Annotated in this window: 13 protein-coding genes; all 13 read left to right on the forward strand. The window is 69.0% G+C overall.

The window, feature by feature from the left end; all coding sequences use genetic code 11:
- Positions 1 to 126: 126 nt before the first annotated feature.
- The 13 genes from H977_RS0115910 (at position 127) to H977_RS0115970 (ending at position 16,780) form a co-directional block, all read left to right on the forward strand.
- A complete protein-coding gene (locus tag H977_RS0115910) occupies positions 127 to 528 on the forward strand; it encodes an SCO2097 family morphological protein (RefSeq protein WP_029108781.1) in 402 nt (133 codons plus the stop codon).
- 435 nt (positions 529 to 963) lie between these two features.
- Positions 964 to 1,395, forward strand: coding sequence for a division/cell wall cluster transcriptional repressor MraZ (mraZ, locus tag H977_RS0115915; protein WP_029108782.1), 432 nt, complete (start codon positions 964 to 966; stop codon positions 1,393 to 1,395).
- On the forward strand, positions 1,370 to 2,581 hold the full coding sequence (gene rsmH / locus H977_RS0115920) for a 16S rRNA (cytosine(1402)-N(4))-methyltransferase RsmH (protein WP_231395972.1): 1,212 nt from the start codon (positions 1,370 to 1,372) through the stop codon (positions 2,579 to 2,581). The genes mraZ and rsmH overlap by 26 nt, the downstream gene beginning before the upstream one ends.
- Positions 2,578 to 3,762: a cell division protein FtsL gene (gene ftsL, locus H977_RS0115925; protein WP_029108784.1), complete on the forward strand. Its 1,185-nt coding sequence runs from the start codon at positions 2,578 to 2,580 to the stop codon at positions 3,760 to 3,762. The genes rsmH and ftsL overlap by 4 nt, the downstream gene beginning before the upstream one ends.
- Entirely contained in the window at positions 3,759 to 5,687 is a 1,929-nt protein-coding gene (locus H977_RS0115930; RefSeq protein ID WP_029108785.1) for a peptidoglycan D,D-transpeptidase FtsI family protein, read from the forward strand. The genes ftsL and H977_RS0115930 overlap by 4 nt, the downstream gene beginning before the upstream one ends.
- Positions 5,688 to 5,739: 52 nt before the next feature.
- Positions 5,740 to 7,311, forward strand: a complete 1,572-nt coding sequence (locus H977_RS0115935) for a UDP-N-acetylmuramoyl-L-alanyl-D-glutamate--2,6-diaminopimelate ligase (RefSeq protein WP_029108786.1) — start codon at positions 5,740 to 5,742, stop codon at positions 7,309 to 7,311.
- Positions 7,308 to 8,930 carry a UDP-N-acetylmuramoyl-tripeptide--D-alanyl-D-alanine ligase gene (locus H977_RS33320; protein WP_231395973.1) on the forward strand — a complete coding sequence of 541 codons (1,623 nt, stop codon included), beginning with the start codon at positions 7,308 to 7,310 and terminating at the stop codon, positions 8,928 to 8,930. The genes H977_RS0115935 and H977_RS33320 overlap by 4 nt, the downstream gene beginning before the upstream one ends.
- Entirely contained in the window at positions 8,927 to 10,006 is a 1,080-nt protein-coding gene (gene mraY, locus H977_RS0115945; protein ID WP_029108787.1) for a phospho-N-acetylmuramoyl-pentapeptide-transferase, read from the forward strand. Before H977_RS33320 ends, mraY begins: the two co-directional genes overlap by 4 nt.
- 1 nt (position 10,007) lies before the next feature.
- The gene (gene murD, locus H977_RS0115950; protein WP_051288887.1) at positions 10,008 to 11,498 is read left to right on the forward strand and encodes a UDP-N-acetylmuramoyl-L-alanine--D-glutamate ligase; all 1,491 of its coding nucleotides are present in this window, start codon (positions 10,008 to 10,010) and stop codon (positions 11,496 to 11,498) included.
- Between the two features lie 14 nt (positions 11,499 to 11,512).
- The gene (gene ftsW, locus H977_RS0115955) at positions 11,513 to 13,132 is read left to right on the forward strand and encodes a putative lipid II flippase FtsW (protein WP_502691175.1); all 1,620 of its coding nucleotides are present in this window, start codon (positions 11,513 to 11,515) and stop codon (positions 13,130 to 13,132) included.
- The gene (gene murG, locus H977_RS0115960) at positions 13,129 to 14,319 is read left to right on the forward strand and encodes an undecaprenyldiphospho-muramoylpentapeptide beta-N-acetylglucosaminyltransferase (protein WP_081681744.1); all 1,191 of its coding nucleotides are present in this window, start codon (positions 13,129 to 13,131) and stop codon (positions 14,317 to 14,319) included. Before ftsW ends, murG begins: the two co-directional genes overlap by 4 nt.
- Before the next feature lie 38 nt (positions 14,320 to 14,357).
- Positions 14,358 to 15,776 carry a UDP-N-acetylmuramate--L-alanine ligase gene (gene murC / locus H977_RS0115965; protein WP_502691176.1) on the forward strand — a complete coding sequence of 473 codons (1,419 nt, stop codon included), beginning with the start codon at positions 14,358 to 14,360 and terminating at the stop codon, positions 15,774 to 15,776.
- A gap of 140 nt (positions 15,777 to 15,916) precedes the next feature.
- Entirely contained in the window at positions 15,917 to 16,780 is an 864-nt protein-coding gene (locus H977_RS0115970; protein ID WP_231395981.1) for a cell division protein FtsQ/DivIB, read from the forward strand.
- Positions 16,781 to 16,850 lie beyond the last annotated feature (70 nt).

Consider the following 16,850-nt stretch of genomic DNA (forward strand, 5'->3'; position numbering starts at 1 on the left):
ACCTACAATCGAGAGTGAACAAGGTGGTACGGCTCGGATCGACCTCGTATCATTAGGCTTAGGTGCCCGTGATTGCGGGCATGTGAAATTTTGAAAAGCGACGGCGGCGTCGGCAAGGAGGGACGAATGCCACTCTCCGATCATGAGCAGCGCATGCTCGATCAGATCGAGAGCGCGCTCTATGCCGAGGACCCCAAGTTCGCCTCGAGCGTTCGTGGTGGGACCTTGCGTGCGCCATCGGCACGGCGCAGGCTGCAGGGCGCGTTGTTGTTCGTGCTCGGTTTGGCGCTGTTGGTAGTCGGTGTCGCGGTGAAGTCACTGTGGCTCGGTGGTTTCCCGGTTCTGTCCGTGTTCGGCTTCGTGGCGATGTTCGCCGGTGTGGTGTTCGCCGTCACCGGCCCCCGTGTCGCCGGCGGCCGTGATCGCGCGGCTCAGGGTCCTGGCAGTGGACCGCGTCAGCGTCGTCAGCGCGGCGGGTCGTTCACCACTCGGATGGAAGACCGGTTCCGTCGCCGTTTCGACGACTGAGCCGGCCGACGGTTTCAGGGGGTAGCCCGTAACGGGGCTGCCCCCCTTTTTTTGTGCGTTCCGGCGGGGGCCCGGACGGCCATGCCGAGATCGCCCCAGCGACACGCCGGACAGTTCTCCCGTGCGCGTGCGTGGGGCGGTGTGGGGGAGAACGCCCGATTCTCAGGGATTCTCGCCCCACAACGCCCCACCGCCTCGCCACAGGGCTCTACCTGCGGCTTTTCTTTTTCTACTGTCTGTCGGCGGAACTTGGCGCGCGCTCTGGGTGGTTTTCGGGGGGCGTTGGTGGGGAGAAACCTCAATCTCTGAGGACTAAATGGAGCAAAGTGGGGGATCGTGGGGTAAAGTGGCGGCCAACGGGGAAATCGGAGCCCCGTTCGGAGGGCAGAAGGCGAAGCGACTCGGGATCCGAACCGAGTGGCGGGAGGTGTCCAGATGTTTCTGGGTACCTACACGCCCAAGCTCGACGACAAGGGGCGGCTCACGCTGCCCGCCAAGTTCCGCGACGCACTGGCAGGAGGGTTGATGGTCACCAAGGGCCAAGATCACAGCCTTGCCGTGTATCCGCGGGACGAGTTCGAAAAGGTGGCCCGGCGCGCTGCTGACGCTTCGCGTAGGAATCCCGACGCTCGGGCGTTTCTGCGTAACTTGGCGGCCGCTACGGATGAGCAACATCCAGACGCGCAGGGCCGGATCACCCTGTCGGCGGACCACCGTCGCTACGCAAGCCTGTCCAAGGAGTGCGTGGTGATCGGGTCGGTCGACTACCTGGAGATCTGGGACGCAGAAGCCTGGCAGTCCTACCAGCAGACCCACGAAGAGAACTTCTCCGCGGCCACCGATGAAGCTCTGCGCGACATCCTCTGATGCGGCCCACGAACCGGCGGCCGGCCCGGACCTAGCCCGTGCAACGAGGCCTCTGCCCGAATTGGCCCTGGCGTACTTCCCCAACGCCAGGTCCGTTAATTCGGACAGAGACCCCGGTGCAGGGGCCAATGGAGAGCGGAGGGTTTCAGCGGTGCCAGATTCCCCAGATCACTCAGATTTCGAGGACCACGGGGCCTCGCACGGCGCGGACTCCCACGACCACGGCCACATCCCGGTGCTGCTCGACCGCTGCGTGGAACTGTTGGCCCCCGCGCTCACCCGCCACCACGATGACGGGACCGGCGCGGTTCTGGTGGACGCCACCCTCGGTGCGGGCGGCCACTCCGAACGTTTTCTGACCGAATTCCCCGGCTTGCAGGTCATCGGTCTGGACCGTGATCCCAACGCACTGGGCATCGCCGGGGCCCGGCTGGCCCGGTTCGGCGACCGGATGCGCCCGGTGCGAACCCGCTATGACGGAATCACCGGCGCGATCACCGAATCCGGCCACCGCCAGATCGACGGTGTGCTGTTCGACCTCGGGGTGTCGTCGATGCAGTTGGACCAGACGGAACGCGGCTTCTCCTACTCCGCGGACGCGCCACTGGACATGCGGATGGATCCCGATGCGCCGCTGACCGCGGCCGACATCCTCAACACCTATGACGCCAAGTCGATCGCCAGGATCCTGCGCGATTTCGGCGAGGAGCGCTTCGCCGGCCGCATCGCCGACAAGGTCGTCAAACGTCGTGCACAGCAACCGTTTTCCACCACACGAGAGTTGGTCGAACTGCTTTACGAAGCGATCCCGGCACCGGCACGCCGCACCGGTGGGCATCCGGGCAAGCGCACCTTCCAGGCGCTGCGGGTCGCGGTCAACGGCGAGCTGGATTCGCTGCGGTCCGCGCTGCCCGCCGCCCTTGCCGCTCTGGTCGACGGTGGACGGATCGTGGTGATGTCCTACCAGTCGCTCGAGGATCGGATCGTCAAGCAGGCGTTCGCCGCGGCCACCGCATCGAGGACGCCGCCCGGCCTGCCCATCGAGTTGCCCGGCCACGAACCCGAATTCGTCACATTGACCCGCGGCGCCGAGAAGGCCCGCCAAGTTGAGATCGATCGCAATCCGCGTAGCGCTCCGGTGCGGCTGCGTGCACTGGAAAAGGTTGGGGAAGGGGGCAACTCATGAAGGTGAAGCGACCCGAGCAGCTGCGTGAGTCAGATCGCAGGCGTCCGGTGCGTCAACCCGCGCGAGGGGGCGGTCGGCGCACCGAGCAGGCTCCGCCGCGTAAGCGTCGGCCGGGTTCCGAGCAGCGCCCCGCGCGCACCGCGCCTGCTACCGGGCCGATCCAGCGCCCCGGCACCCGCCCGGCGCGGCCCAAGAGCACCAGCCAAGCGAAGGCGCGGGCCAAGGCGCGTAAAGCCAAGGCTCCCAAGGTTGTCCGTCCGCCACTGCGAGTCCGGCTCCGGGAACGTCTGCTGGTCCGGTTGGCCTCGATCGAACTCAATCCACGCGTTCTGTTCTCCCGGGTGCCCTTCGTCGTGCTGGTGATCGCGGCGCTGGGCCTCGGCCTCGCGGTCACCCTGTGGCTGTCCACCGGATCGGCCGAGCGGTCCTACCAGCTGGGCCATGCCCGTCAGGTCAACGAGGGCCTCATGCAACAGAAAGAGGCGCTGGAACGCGATGTGCTCGAGGCGCAGGCCGCTCCTGCGCTGGCCGAGTCCGCCCGCAACCTGGGCATGATCCCGTCGCGCGACACCGCGCACCTGGTGCAGGATGCGGCCGGCAACTGGACCGTCGTCGGCACCCCCAAGCCCGCCGAAGGCGTGCCTCCGCCCCCGCTGAACGCGCCGCTACCGGAAGAGGCCCCGCCCGCCCCGCCGGCGCCTCCGGCACCACGAGTTCTCGATCCGCGCGAGCTGACGGTGCGCACGCCGCGCGCCGGTTCCCCTGCGGTACCCGGCTTTCCGGTTCCGCAAGCCGACGCCGCCCACGGCGTACCCGGGGCCGTTGCTCCCGTGCCCGGGCCGGTACCGGTGGCGCCGGCCGCACCCGACGTGCTCGCGGCCCCCGCGCCGGGGTCGGTGCCCAATGCAGCCGTTGACCCGGCACAAGTCGCACCGCAAGCCGCATCGGATCCGACCCATCTACCGGCGCCCGGTGTGCCCACCGCGCCAGGGCCGGTCCTGGCCGGACCGGCCGCACCACCGCCGGCCGTAGCGGCACCGGCCGTAGCCGCACCGGCCGCACCGGCGCCGGCCTTGGCGGCACCGGGTCCCGCTGTCCCGCTGGAACAGTTCAGCCCGCCCGCGGCGCCGGCGTTCCATGCGCCGGCCGCCGCCGTCAGTGTCCCGGTGCCCGCCGCATGAGCCGGCACCCGGGGCGCCAGGGCCAGACACCGAAGCCGCAGCGGGCCAAGAAGGCCTCGCCCGGACCGGGGCACGAGGCCGGGGCTCGCCGTACCCGGGTGGCTGCTGCCCAAACCGGTTTGCGCAGCTCATCTTTCGTGTTCCGGCACCGCGCCGGAAACCTGGTCATGCTCGCGGTGCTGGTGATCGCCGCTGTCCAGTTGTTCACTCTTCAGGTTCCCAGGGCGGCCGGCCTGCGCGCCGAGGCGGCCAGCCAGCTCAAGGTCACCGACGTGAACCCGGCGATGCGGGGCAGCATCGTCGACCGCAACGGTGACAAGCTGGCGTTCACCATCGAGGCCAAAGCGCTGACGTTCCAGCCGGTCCGGGTCCGCAAGCAACTCGCCGAGGCGAAGGCGAAATCCAGTGAGGCGCCAGATCCAGATCGCCGGCTCACCGAGATCGCCAAGGAGATCGCCGGCCGGCTGGACAATCGCCCCGACGCCAAGACCGTGCTCAAGAAGCTCAGGAGCAACGAAAGTTTCGTCTATCTGGCCCGCGCGGTCGACCCCGCGATCGCGAGCGCGATCATGGACAAGTTCCCGGAAGTCGGTGCCGAGCGCCAGGATCTGCGGCAGTACCCCGGCGGCTCGCTGGCCGCCAACATCGTCGGCGGCATCGACTGGGACGGTCACGGTCTGCTGGGACTGGAGGATTCGCTCGATTCGGTGTTGGCCGGCTCCGACGGCTCGGTGACCTACGACCGCGGTTCGGACGGCGTGGTGATTCCCGGCAGCTACCGCAACCGGCACGACGCGGTCAACGGGTCCAATGTGGAGCTCACCCTCGACGACGACATCCAGTACTACGTCCAGCAGCAGGTGCAGCAGGCCAAGGACGCCTCGGGTGCCAAGAATGTCTCGGCAGTGGTGCTCGACGCCAAATCGGGTGAAGTACTGGCGATGTCGAACGACAACACGTTCGATCCCAGTCAGGATCTCGGTCGGCAGGAGAGCCGGCAGATGGGTAACCTCCCGGTGTCTTCGCCGTTCGAGCCCGGTTCGGTGAACAAGATCATCACGGCCTCCGCCGCGATCGAGTACGGGCTGGCCAATCCGGATGAGGTGCTGCAGGTGCCCGGCTCGATCGACATGGGCGGGGTCACGGTCCGAGACGCGTGGAATCACGGCGTGATGCCGTACACGATGACCGGCGTGTTCGGGAAGTCGTCCAACGTCGGCACTCTCATGCTCGCCCAGCGGGTCGGTCCGGATCGGTTCTACGACATGGTCCGCCGGTTCGGCCTCGGTCAGCGCACCGGCGTCGGCCTGCCCGGTGAGAGCTCGGGTCTGGTGCCGCCCGTCGATCAGTGGTCGGGCAGCTCATTCTCCAACTTGCCGATCGGACAAGGTCTTTCGATGACGTTGTTGCAGATGACCGGGATGTACCAGACCATCGCCAACGACGGGGTGCGCATGCCTCCGCGGATCATCAAGTCCACCATCGCGCCGGACGGCACCCGCACCGAAGAGCCGAAGCCGGAGGGGGTTCGGGTGGTGACCCCCGAGACCGCCCGCACCGTGCGCGACATGTTCCGTGCGATCGTGCAGCGCGACCCGATGGGCGCGCAGCAGGGCACCGGTCCGCAGGCCGCGGTCGAGGGCTATCAGATCGCGGGAAAGACCGGTACCGCACAGCAGATCAATCCGGCATGCGGCTGCTACTACGACGACGTCTACTGGATCACTTTCGCCGGCCTGGCGCCCGCGGACGATCCGCGCTACGTCGTCGGCATCATGATGGACGCACCGCACCGCGCGGCCGACGGGTCACCGGGATCCTCGGCGGCGCCGCTGTTCCACAACATCGCTTCCTGGCTGCTGCAGCGTCACAACGTCCCGTTGTCGGCGGATCCGGGGGCGCGGTTGACCCTGCAGGCGACCTGACCGCGATAGTCGTGGGTGGTGCGGTCGGCGGACCGCAGATGGGTACTGTGGCATGGCCATGAAGCTGCGTCCCAGCCGTCCCGCCGGCCAATACCTAGTGCCGCTCGCCGAACAGGTCCAAGCGGTCTCCGCCACCGGAAATCCGCTGCCGGAACTTCGGGTGACAGGGGTGACCCTGCGCGGTCAGGACGCCCAGCCGGGGGACTTGTTCGCCGCGCTGCCGGGTGCGGCGGTGCACGGCGCGCGCTATGCGGCCGACGCGGTCGCCGCCGGTGCGGTGGCGGTGCTCACCGACGCGGCCGGTGTGGCTGAACTGGGTGCGCTCGACGTACCGGTGCTGGTCCATCCCGAACCGCGTTCGGTGCTCGGTGAGGTTGCGGCCGAGGTGTACGGCCGTCCCTCGGAGCAGCTGACGGTCATCGGGGTCACCGGAACCTCAGGTAAGACCACCACGACGTATCTGGTCGAGGCCGGGCTGCGGGCCGCGGGCCGGGTCGCAGGACTGATCGGCACAGTGGGGGTGCGCATCGCCGGGCGGGATCTGCCGAGCGCGCTCACCACGCCCGAGGCCCCGGATCTGCAGGCGCTGCTGGCCCTGATGGTCGAAAGCGGTGTGGACACCGTGGTGATGGAGGTGTCCAGCCACGCGCTGAGCCTGGGCCGCGTCGACGGGATCGGTTTCGCGCTCGGCGGGTTCACGAACCTGTCCCGCGATCACCTGGATTTCCATCCGACGATGGAGGATTACTTCGAGGCCAAGGCCCGTCTGTTCGATGTCCGCTCGCGCAACCACGCCGCCGCCGCCGTGGTCTGTGTCGACGACGATGCGGGCGCGGCGATGGCCCGCCGGGCCGAGAAGGCGACGACGGTCAGCGCCATGGGTGCTCCGGCCGACTGGCGGGCACGCGACATCACGGCCGTCGGGGCGGGAGCCCAGCGGTTCACGCTGGTCGACCCGTCCGGGGTGCCCCACGAGCTGGAGATCGGACTCACCGGCGACTACAACATCGCGAACGCGGCCCTGGCGGTCGCGCTGCTGGACCAGGCCGGGGTACCGCCCGATCGGGCGGCACCGGGGCTGCGTACGGCGACCGTGCCGGGCCGGCTGCAGCCGATCGACCGGGGACAGCCTTTCCTGGCGCTGGTCGACTACGCACACAAGCCCGGCGCCTTGCAGGCCGTGCTGGAGACATTGAGGGCGAGCCTGTCGAGGGAAGCTGGTCCCGATGCATCGGGTCCGCGGCGCATCGCGGTGGTGTTCGGTGCCGGCGGTAACCGGGACGCGGGCAAGCGAGCCCCGATGGGACGCGTCGCGGCGGAATTGGCCGATCTCGTCGTTGTCACCGACGACAATCCGCGCGACGAGGACCCCGCACTGATCCGGGCGGCGATCGTGACCGGAGCGGCGGAGGCTACCGCGGGGGCGGAGGTCGTGGAGGTCGGTGACCGGCGCGCGGCGATCGACCATGCGGTGGCCTGGGCCAGGCCCGGCGACGTGGTGCTGATCGCCGGTAAGGGCCACGAGAGCGGGCAGACCGGTGGCGGACGGACCCGGCCGTTCGACGACCGCGACGAGTTGGCGGCGGCGTTGGAGCTACTCAAGTCAGGGGAGTCGGGCACGTGATCGAGATGACCATCGCCAGGATCGCTGAGATCGTGGGCGGCGAGTTGGCCGACATCACTGCCGAGGAGGCCGCCGCAACCCGCGTCACCGGCACCGTCGAATTCGATTCGCGCGCGGTCGGCCCCGGCGGACTGTTCCTGGCGCTGCCGGGCGCACGCACCGACGGGCATGACTTCGCGGCGGCCGCGGTGGCCTCAGGGGCTGTCGCCGTGCTGGCTGCGCGTCCGGTCGGAGTGCCTGCGATCGTCGTGAAAAAGCCTGGTGTCACCGGCGAGGGCGTCGATGTTTCTTCGGGCGCTTTGGAATTCGATACGGACGGCTCCGGCGCTGCGGTGCTGGCCGCGCTGGCGAAGCTCGCGGCGGCCGTGGCGGCCGAGCTCGTCGCCGGCGGGTTGACGATCATCGGGGTGACCGGGTCCTCCGGCAAGACCTCGACCAAGGATCTGCTGGCCGCGGTGCTGGAGCCGCTCGGTCAGGTCGTTGCGCCGCCGGGCTCGTTCAACAACGAGCTTGGCCATCCCTGGACGGTGCTGCGCGCCACGCCCGAGACCGATTACCTGATCCTGGAGATGTCTGCCCGGCATCCGGGCAATATCGCCGCGCTGGCCGCGATCGCCCCGCCCCAGATCGCGGTGGTGCTCAACGTGGGTACTGCCCACCTCGGCGAGTTCGGCTCGCGCGAGGCCATCGCGAAAACCAAAGCCGAGTTGCCGCAAGCCGTTCCGGCCTCGGGTGTGGTGATCCTCAACGTCGATGACAGTGCGGTGGCGGCGATGGCCGGTACGACCGCGGCCCGTGTGGTGCGGGTCTCGCGTGAGCCTGGCTCCGAGGTCGACGTGTGGGCCGGCCCGGTCGCCCTCGATGATCTGGCGCGACCGCGTTTCACCTTGCACGCGGGCGACGAGCAGGTTGAGGTGGCGCTCGCGGTGCACGGCGATCATCAGGTCGGCAACGCGTTGTGCGCGGCGGCGGTGGCGCTGCAGTGCGGCGCCCGTCTGGATCAGGTCGCCACGGCGCTGGCGGGCGCCGGCCCCGTCTCGCGGCGCCGGATGCAGGTTGCCACGCGCGCCGACGGTGTGACGGTGATCAACGATGCCTATAACGCCAACCCCGATTCGATGCGTGCGGGGCTGAAGGCGCTGGCGTGGATGGCCCGTCGGAGCTCCGATGAACCGACCGCCGCGCCGGGGGAAAAGCGCCGCAGTTGGGCGGTGTTGGGCGAGATGGCCGAACTCGGGGAGGACGCCATTACCGAGCACGACGCCATCGGACGCTTCGCGGTGCGCTTAGATGTGTCTCGGTTAATCGTCGTCGGAACCGGGAGGACTATGAACGCCATGCACCATGGCGCGGTGATGGAGGGTTCGTGGGGATCTGAGTCCACGATGGTCGACGACGCCGATGCCGCGCTGGCCGTGTTGCAGGCGGAGCTGCAGCCGGAAGATGTGGTGCTGGTGAAGGCATCCAACTCGGTGGGGCTGGGCGCCCTTGCCGATGCGCTGATTGCCACAGACCCTGGATCGCCGTCTCCGACAGCGGAAGCAGAATTGCCGTCTCCGACAGCGGAAGCAGAATTGCCGTCTCCGACAGCGGAAACTGATCGGAGCGGCGACCGATGAAGCTCATCCTCATTGCCGTCGGTATCGCGCTGACGGTCTCGATCCTGCTGACCCCCGCGTTGATCCGGCTGTTCACCAAGCGTGGACTCGGCCATGAGATCCGCGAGGACGGGCCGGCCAGCCATGCCAAGAAGCGCGGTACGCCGTCGATGGGCGGCGTGGCCATCGTGGCCGGCATCTGGGCGGGCTACCTGGGCACCCACCTGGTCGGCGTGGCGCTGGGCGGTGACGGGCCGTCGGCATCGGGCCTTCTGGTGCTGGGGCTGGCGACCATGCTCGGCCTGGTCGGATTCGTCGACGATCTGATCAAGCTGCGACGCTCGCGCAACCTGGGCCTGAACAAGACGGCCAAGACCGTCGGGCAGCTGACCGCCGCGGTGTTGTTCGGTGTGCTGGCCTTGCAGTTCCGCAACGGGGACGGGCTCACCCCGGGCAGCCCGGAACTGTCCTATGTCCGTGAGATCGCCACGGTGACGTTGGCGTCATGGGTGTTCGTGCTGTTCTGCGTGGTGATCGTCAGCGCCTGGTCCAACGCGGTCAACTTCACCGACGGCCTCGACGGACTGGCCGCCGGCGCGATGGCGATGGTGACCGCGGCCTACGTGCTGATCACGTTCTGGCAGTACCGCAATGCCTGCGCGACGGCGCCGGGCCTGGGCTGCTACAACGTGCGCGATCCGCTGGACCTGGCGATCATCGCGGCCGCGACGGCGGGCGCGTGTATCGGCTTCCTGTGGTGGAACGCCGCGCCGGCCAAGATCTTCATGGGCGACACCGGCTCGCTGGCCCTGGGCGGCATCATCGCCGGGCTGTCGGTGACGAGCCGCACCGAGATCCTCGCGGTGGTCCTCGGTGCGTTGTTCGTGGCCGAGGTGACGTCGGTGGTGGTGCAGATCCTGACCTTCCGCACCACGGGCCGCCGGGTTTTCCGGATGGCGCCGTTCCATCACCATTTCGAATTGGTTGGTTGGGCGGAGACCACGGTCATCATCCGGTTCTGGCTGCTGACGGCGATCGCCTGCGGTCTGGGTGTGGCCCTGTTCTACAGCGAGTGGCTCACCGCTGTCGGGGCCTGACGTGGCCGGCCCATCCGGCGGGCGCGGCGGTGACGACGATCTGTCGCTGCTGACCCCCGGGGCTTCGGTGTTGGTGACCGGTGCGGGTGTCACCGGACGTGCGATATTGGCGGCGCTGGCACCGCTCGGAGTCGCTGCGACGCTGTGCGACGACCGGGCCGAGGCGCTGCAGGTGTACGCCGAGCAAGGTGTCACGGTGATCGATCCGGCCGGCGCGATTGCCGGCATCGCCGACTACGCACTCGTGGTGACCAGCCCGGGATTCCCGCCCACGGCGCCTGTCCTGGCCGCCGCGATCGAGGCCGGCGTCCCGATCTGGGGTGATGTGGAGCTGGCCTGGCGGCTGGACGCGGCGGGCCGCTACGGTCCGCCACGGCGCTGGTTGGTGGTCACCGGTACCAACGGCAAGACCACCACGACCTCGATGCTGCACGAGATGCTGCTGGCCGATGGGCGGCGAAGCCTGTTGTGCGGAAACATCGGTGATCCCGTGCTGGCGGTCCTTGATCAGCCGGCGGAGTTGCTGGCGGTCGAGTTGTCGAGCTTCCAGTTGCACTGGGCGCCCTCGCTGCGCCCGGATGCCGGTGTGGTGCTCAACGTGGCCGAGGACCACCTGGACTGGCACGGTTCGATGGCCGCGTACGCCGCCGACAAGGCCAGGGCCCTGGCCGGCCGGGTGGCCGTGGTGGGCCTCGACGATCCGGTGGCGTCCGGTCTGCTGTCCACCGCCGGCGCCGGGGTCCGGGTCGGTTTCCGGCTGGGCGAGCCCGCCGACGGTGAGCTCGGTGTCCGTGCAGGCAAGCTGGTCGACCGTGCCTTCGGCACCGGGGTCGAGTTGGCTGACGCCGCGACGATCAGCGTGGCAGGGCCGGTGGGTGTGCTCGATGCGCTGGCGGCCGCGGCGCTGGCCCGTGCGGTCGGCGTGGCCCCGGAATCGATCGCCGCCGCGCTGGCGTCGTTCCAGGTCGGCAGGCACCGGGCCGAGTTGGTCGGCGAGCTCGACGGGGTGCGCTACGTCGACGATTCCAAGGCCACCAACCCACATGCCGCCCAGGCTTCGATCACCGCGTTCGACCGGGTGGTCTGGGTCGCCGGAGGATTGCTGAAGGGTGCCTCTGTCGACGAATTGGTCCGCGAGGTGGCGAATCGGCTGGTCGGGGTGGTGCTGATCGGCCGGGACCGGCAGATGGTTGCCGACGCGTTATCGCGACACGCCCCGGATGTCCCCGTCGTCGAGGTTGTGACGGGGGAGGATTCTGGGGTGCTTGAGACGAATGAGTCTATTGATGATCATGTGACTCGTGTGATCGCCGTCGCGGACCGCCCGGTCTCCGACGCGGTCATGGCGGCGGTCGTGGACACCGCCCGTGGGCTGGCCGCATCGGGTGACACCGTGTTGCTGGCCCCGGCAGGCGCGTCCTTCGATCAGTTCAGCGGCTACGGCCAGCGCGGCGATGCATTCGCCGGCGCCGTCCGCGCTGCGATCGGGTAGGCGAGGTGGCCGACATCCTGGCCCGGTTGCGCCGCCGTGGCGGTGACGCGACCGGCGATGACACCACCGCCGAGGGCGGATCCTCCGAGGCGAGTTCCACGGCGACGGCCACCGCGCCGCGTACCCGGTTCGGCGTCTGGCTGAGCCGGCCGATGACGTCGTTCCACCTGATCATCGCGGTCACCGCGCTGCTCACGACGCTCGGTCTGATCATGGTCCTCTCGGCCTCGGGGGTGTATTCCTACGACTTCGACGGCTCGCCCTGGGCGGTGTTCGGTCGTCAGGTGATGTGGACCGTCGTCGGTCTGATTGCTTTCTACCTGGCGCTGCGGATCTCGGTGCGGACTCTGCGCCGGCTCGCGTTCCCCGGGTTCGCCTTCACGATCGTGCTGCTGGTGCTCGTGCTCATTCCGGGAATCGGCAAGGTGGCCAACGGTTCCCGTGGCTGGTTCGTCGTCGCCGGCTTCTCGATGCAGCCCTCGGAGCTGGCCAAGATCGCCTTCGCCATCTGGGGCGCGCACCTGCTGGCCGCACGGCGCATGGAACGCGCCTCGCTGCGCGAGATGTTGATCCCGCTGGTGCCCGCCGCGGTGATCGCGCTGGCATTGATCGTCGCCCAGCCCGACCTCGGCCAGACGGTTTCGCTGAGCATCATCCTGCTGGGCCTGCTCTGGTACGCGGGCCTGCCACTACGGGTGTTCCTGTCCTCCCTGCTGGCCGCGGTGTTGGCCGCCGCGGTGCTCGCGGTCTCCGCGGGCTATCGGTCCGACCGGGTGCAGTCCTGGCTGGACCCCGGCGCCGACGGGCAGGGGATCGGTTACCAGTCCCGGCAGGCCCGGTTCGCCCTGGCCAACGGAGGCATCTTCGGTGACGGTCTCGGCCAGGGCACGGCGAAGTGGAACTATCTGCCCAACGCGCACAACGACTTCATCTTCGCCATCATCGGCGAGGAACTGGGATTCGTCGGTGCCCTGGGTCTGCTCGCGCTGTTCGGGCTGTTCGCCTACACGGGCATGCGCATCGCCCGTCGTTCGGCAGATCCGTTCCTGCGCCTGCTGACTGCCACCACCACGCTGTGGATCGTCGGTCAGATGTTCATCAACGTCGGCTACGTGGTGGGGCTGCTGCCGGTGACGGGTCTGCAGTTGCCGCTGATCTCGGCCGGTGGATCCTCGCAAGCCACAACACTTCTGATGATGGGGCTGATCACCAATGCGGCCCGGCACGAACCGGAGGCGGTGGCGGCGCTACGGGCCGGACGCGATGACCGCGTGAACAGGCTGTTGCGGCTGCCGTTGCCGGAGCCGTACGTCCCGACGCGGTTGGAGGCCGCCCGTGACCGGCTGCACGATCGCCGGAAGTCGACCTCGCGCAGCGCGGCCAAGCCCAAGGGCAAGGCCGGAGCCAAGCCGGCGGCAAAACAGGCGGGCAAACAGGTCAGGGCCAAACAGGGAGGCAAGAAAGCGGGCGCGACCCGCCGTGCGCCGCATCACGCCGACCGGCCGGTGCGCCGATCCGGCAGTGCCTCCGGTCAGCAGCCGCCCAGCAGCGTCCGGTCGTCGGTCCGATATCCTGCAGGCCAGCGAAAACAGGGTCAACGGGCCCGGACTTTGGAAGGTCAGCGTTACGGGTGAGTCAGGGAAAAACGGGCCGGGGGGCATCTGGTCTTCGCGGGCAGGAGCGTGGTGACCGGGGCATATCCGTCGTTCTGGCCGGTGGCGGCACGGCTGGGCACGTCGAGCCGGCCATGGCCGTGGCCGACGCACTCCGTGAACTCGATCCGCACGTACGTATCACCGCCCTCGGAACCGCCCGCGGTCTGGAAACCCGGCTGGTGCCGGCGCGTGGCTATGACCTTGAGTTGATCACGCCGGTGCCGCTTCCGCGGAAGCCGTCGGGCGATCTGGTCCGGTTGCCCCTGCGCGTGCGCACCGCGATCCGTCAGACCCGCTCGGTCCTGGCCGGTGTGGAGGCCGATGTGGTGATCGGCTTCGGCGGCTACGTCGCGCTACCGGCCTACCTCGCGGCCCGCGGCGGCTTCGGGCTGCACGGTCGCCGGCGCGCCATTCCGGTGGTGGTCCACGAGGCCAACGCCAGCGCCGGACTGGCCAACCGGGTCGGTGCGGTATCGGCGCGGCGCGTGCTCTCGGCGGTACCCGAACCGGGACTGCGCAAGGTCGAGGTGGTCGGAGTGCCCGTACGCGCGGCGATCACGTCGCTGGACCGGGCCGCTCTGCGGGCCGAAGCCCGGGCTTTCTTCGGCTTCGCCCCAGACGCCAGGGTGCTGCTGGTGTTCGGCGGTTCGCAGGGTGCGCAATCGATCAACCGTGCGGTGTCCTCGGCTGCCGAAGCCCTTGCTGCTGCCGGTGTTTCGGTTCTGCATGCGCACGGGCCGAAGAACACCCTCGACCTGCCGCGGACGGCGGCGGGCGTACCGCCCTATGTCGCGGTGCCGTACCTCGACCGGATGGACCTGGCCTATGCCGCGGCAGATCTGGCGATCTGCCGTTCCGGGGCGATGACGGTGGCCGAGGTGACCGCCGTCGGACTGCCCGCGGTGTACGTCCCGCTGCCGATCGGCAACGGTGAACAGCGACTCAACGCGCTGCCGGTGGTGTCGGCCGGTGGCGGCATCGTTGTCGACGACGCCCAGCTCACCGGTGGATTCGTGGCCGAGACGGTCGCAAGCCTGATGACCGACGACGCGCGGTTGGCGGCGATGACGGCCGCTGCCTCGTTGTCCGGCCATCCCGATGCCGCGAGGCGAGTGGCACAGGTCGCCCTCGATGTCGCCCGTGCTCAACGAAAGAAGCTGCAGTGAACGGTAATTCACTTCCGGTCGAGCTGCAGCGGGTGCACATGGTCGGCATCGGCGGAGCCGGGATGTCCGGTGTGGCGCGGATCCTGCTGGATCGTGGTGGGCTGGTGTCCGGGTCGGACGCCAAGGAGTCGCGCGGCGTGGTGGCCCTGCGGGCCCGCGGTGCCGAGATCAGGATCGGACACGACGCGTCGTCGCTGGATCTGTTGCCGGGCGGCCCGACCGCGGTGGTCACCACCCACGCCGCGATCCCCAAGACCAACCCCGAACTGGTCGAGGCCCGACGCCGCGGGATCCCGGTGATCCTGCGTCCGGTGGTGCTGGCCAAGCTCATGGCCGGTTACACCACATTGATGGTGACGGGCACCCACGGTAAGACCACCACCACATCGATGCTCATCGTGGCGTTGCAGCACAGCGGTTTCGATCCGTCGTTCGCCGTGGGCGGCGAACTGGGCGAGGCAGGCACCAACGCCCATCACGGCAGCGGGACTTGCTTTGTCGCCGAGGCAGACGAAAGCGACGGTTCACTGCTGGAGTACACCCCGAATGTCGCGGTCGTCACCAACATCGAGGCCGACCACCTGGATTTCTTCGGCAGCGAGGAGGCCTACACCGCGGTGTTCTCCGCGTTCGTCGACCGCATCGCGCCGGGTGGTGCCCTCGTGGTGTGCACCGATGATCCCGGATCCGCGGCACTCGCCGAACACACTGCATCACTGGGTATTCGGGTGTTGCGGTACGGCAGCACTCCCGGCGACGATCTCGCAGGCACCTTGCTGAGCTGGGAACAACAGGGGACCGGGGCAGTGGCCCACATCCAACTCGCCGGTGAGGCGTATCCGCGCGCGATCCGGCTCGCGGTGCCCGGCAGGCACATGGCGCTCAACGCACTGGCCGCGCTGCTGGCCGCCATCGAGGTGGGCGCGTCCGCTGAGACCGTGCTCGACGGGCTGGCTGGATTCGAGGGCGTACGAAGGCGTTTCGAGCTGGTGGGTTCACACAGCGGAGTCCGAGTCTTCGATGACTATGCGCACCATCCGACCGAGGTCCGGGCCACCCTGGAGGCGGCCCGAACCGTGGTCGACCAGACCGGTGGCAGGGTCATCGTCGCGTTCCAGCCCCACTTGTACTCGCGCACAGCCACTTTCGCGACCGAGTTCGGCGCAGCGCTGAGCGCTGCCGACGAGGTCTTCGTGCTCGACGTCTACGCCGCGCGTGAGCAACCGCTTCCCGGCATCAGCGGCGCCACCGTCGCCGAGCACGTCAGCGCGCCGGTCACCTATGTCCCGGATTTCTCGGCGGTCGCCGCTGCGGTGGCGGCCGCGGCCCGCCCCGGAGATGTCGTGCTCACCATGGGTGCCGGTGACGTGACCATGCTGGGCAAGGAAATCCTGACCGAGCTCGGTATCAAGGAGAATCGCAGTGCGCCGGGCCGTCCGACGACGGGTTCGCCGTGACCGATCCGGGTCCTGATCGTCCCGGCGAGCCGGTTGAGGAGCCGAGTCCGGATTCGCAGAAATCCGGCCAGGCCGAGCCCAGTGAGCCGACTGTGCCGCCCGCGGCAGGGTCCGATGTGCCGCCCGCGGCTGGCTCTGATGTGCCGCCCACGGCAGGCTCTGATGTGCCGCCCGCGGCAGAAGCCGACTATGAGGGCCCCCGGCGCCGCGCCCGCCGCGAGCGCGAGGAACGCCGGGCCGCGCGCGACCGGGCGGTCGCGATCGAGAATGCCCGCCGCGAGGCCAAACGCCGAGTGGCCGGGCAGTCGGCAGATGCCTCGAACACCGTGGCCCGCAGCACGATTCGTGGACTCAAGGTCTTACTGTGGTCTGCGCTGGCGAGTGTGGTCGCGGTGGCGCTGGGTCTGGTGCTGTACTTCACGCCGTTGATGTCGGCGCGCAATGTCGAGGTCAGTGGCGCGACCGCGGTGCCGCAGGAGCAGGTCCTGGCTGCCGCCGCGGTGGCACCGGGCACGCCGCTGTTGCAGGTCGACACCGATGCGGTCGCCGAGCGGGTGGCCACGATCCGGCGCATCGCCACGGCCCGGGTTCAGCGCGAATATCCCTCGACCCTGCGGATCACGGTCGTCGAGCGGGTGCCCGTGGTGGTCAAGGACTATCCCGACGGTCCGCATCTGTTCGACCGCGACGGTGTGGATTTCGCCACCGAACCGCCCCCGCCGACGCTGCCGTATCTGGATGCCGACAATCCGGGTCCGACCGATCCGGCCACCAAGGCCGCGCTCGAGGTGATGTTGGCCCTGCCGCCGGATGTGGTGGCACAGGTGGGCCGGATCGCCGCGCCGTCGGTGGCCTCGATCGCACTGACTCTCAGCGACGGCCGGGTTGTGGTGTGGGGCACCAACGATCGGACCGACGAGAAGGCGTTGAAGTTGGCAGCACTGTTGACGCAGCCGGGTCACACGTATGACGTGTCGAGCCCGGATCTGCCCACGGTCAAGTAGATCCGCGGATGCGCGGAGCGATCAGGCGGCCGCGGACGCAAGGAGCAACTGACTTCGGCCAGAAAATTGC

The sequence above is a fragment of the Mycobacterium sp. URHD0025 genome, from assembly GCF_000426065.1.
Classification (GTDB): Bacteria; Actinomycetota; Actinomycetes; order Mycobacteriales; family Mycobacteriaceae; genus Mycobacterium.

Excerpts from the sequence above, each read along its gene's own strand:
- H977_RS0115910 (WP_029108781.1), top strand. The coding sequence starts at position 127 with ATGCCACTCTCCGATCATGAGCAGCGCATGCTCGATCAGATCGAGAGC.
- mraZ (WP_029108782.1), top strand. The coding sequence starts at position 964 with ATGTTTCTGGGTACCTACACGCCCAAGCTCGACGACAAGGGGCGGCTC.
- rsmH (WP_231395972.1), top strand. The coding sequence starts at position 1,370 with ATGAAGCTCTGCGCGACATCCTCTGATGCGGCCCACGAACCGGCGGCC.
- ftsL (WP_029108784.1), top strand. The coding sequence starts at position 2,578 with ATGAAGGTGAAGCGACCCGAGCAGCTGCGTGAGTCAGATCGCAGGCGT.
- H977_RS0115930 (WP_029108785.1), top strand. The coding sequence starts at position 3,759 with ATGAGCCGGCACCCGGGGCGCCAGGGCCAGACACCGAAGCCGCAGCGG.
- H977_RS0115935 (WP_029108786.1), top strand. The coding sequence starts at position 5,740 with ATGGCCATGAAGCTGCGTCCCAGCCGTCCCGCCGGCCAATACCTAGTG.
- mraY (WP_029108787.1), top strand. The coding sequence starts at position 8,927 with ATGAAGCTCATCCTCATTGCCGTCGGTATCGCGCTGACGGTCTCGATC.
- murC (WP_502691176.1), top strand. The coding sequence starts at position 14,358 with ATGGTCGGCATCGGCGGAGCCGGGATGTCCGGTGTGGCGCGGATCCTG.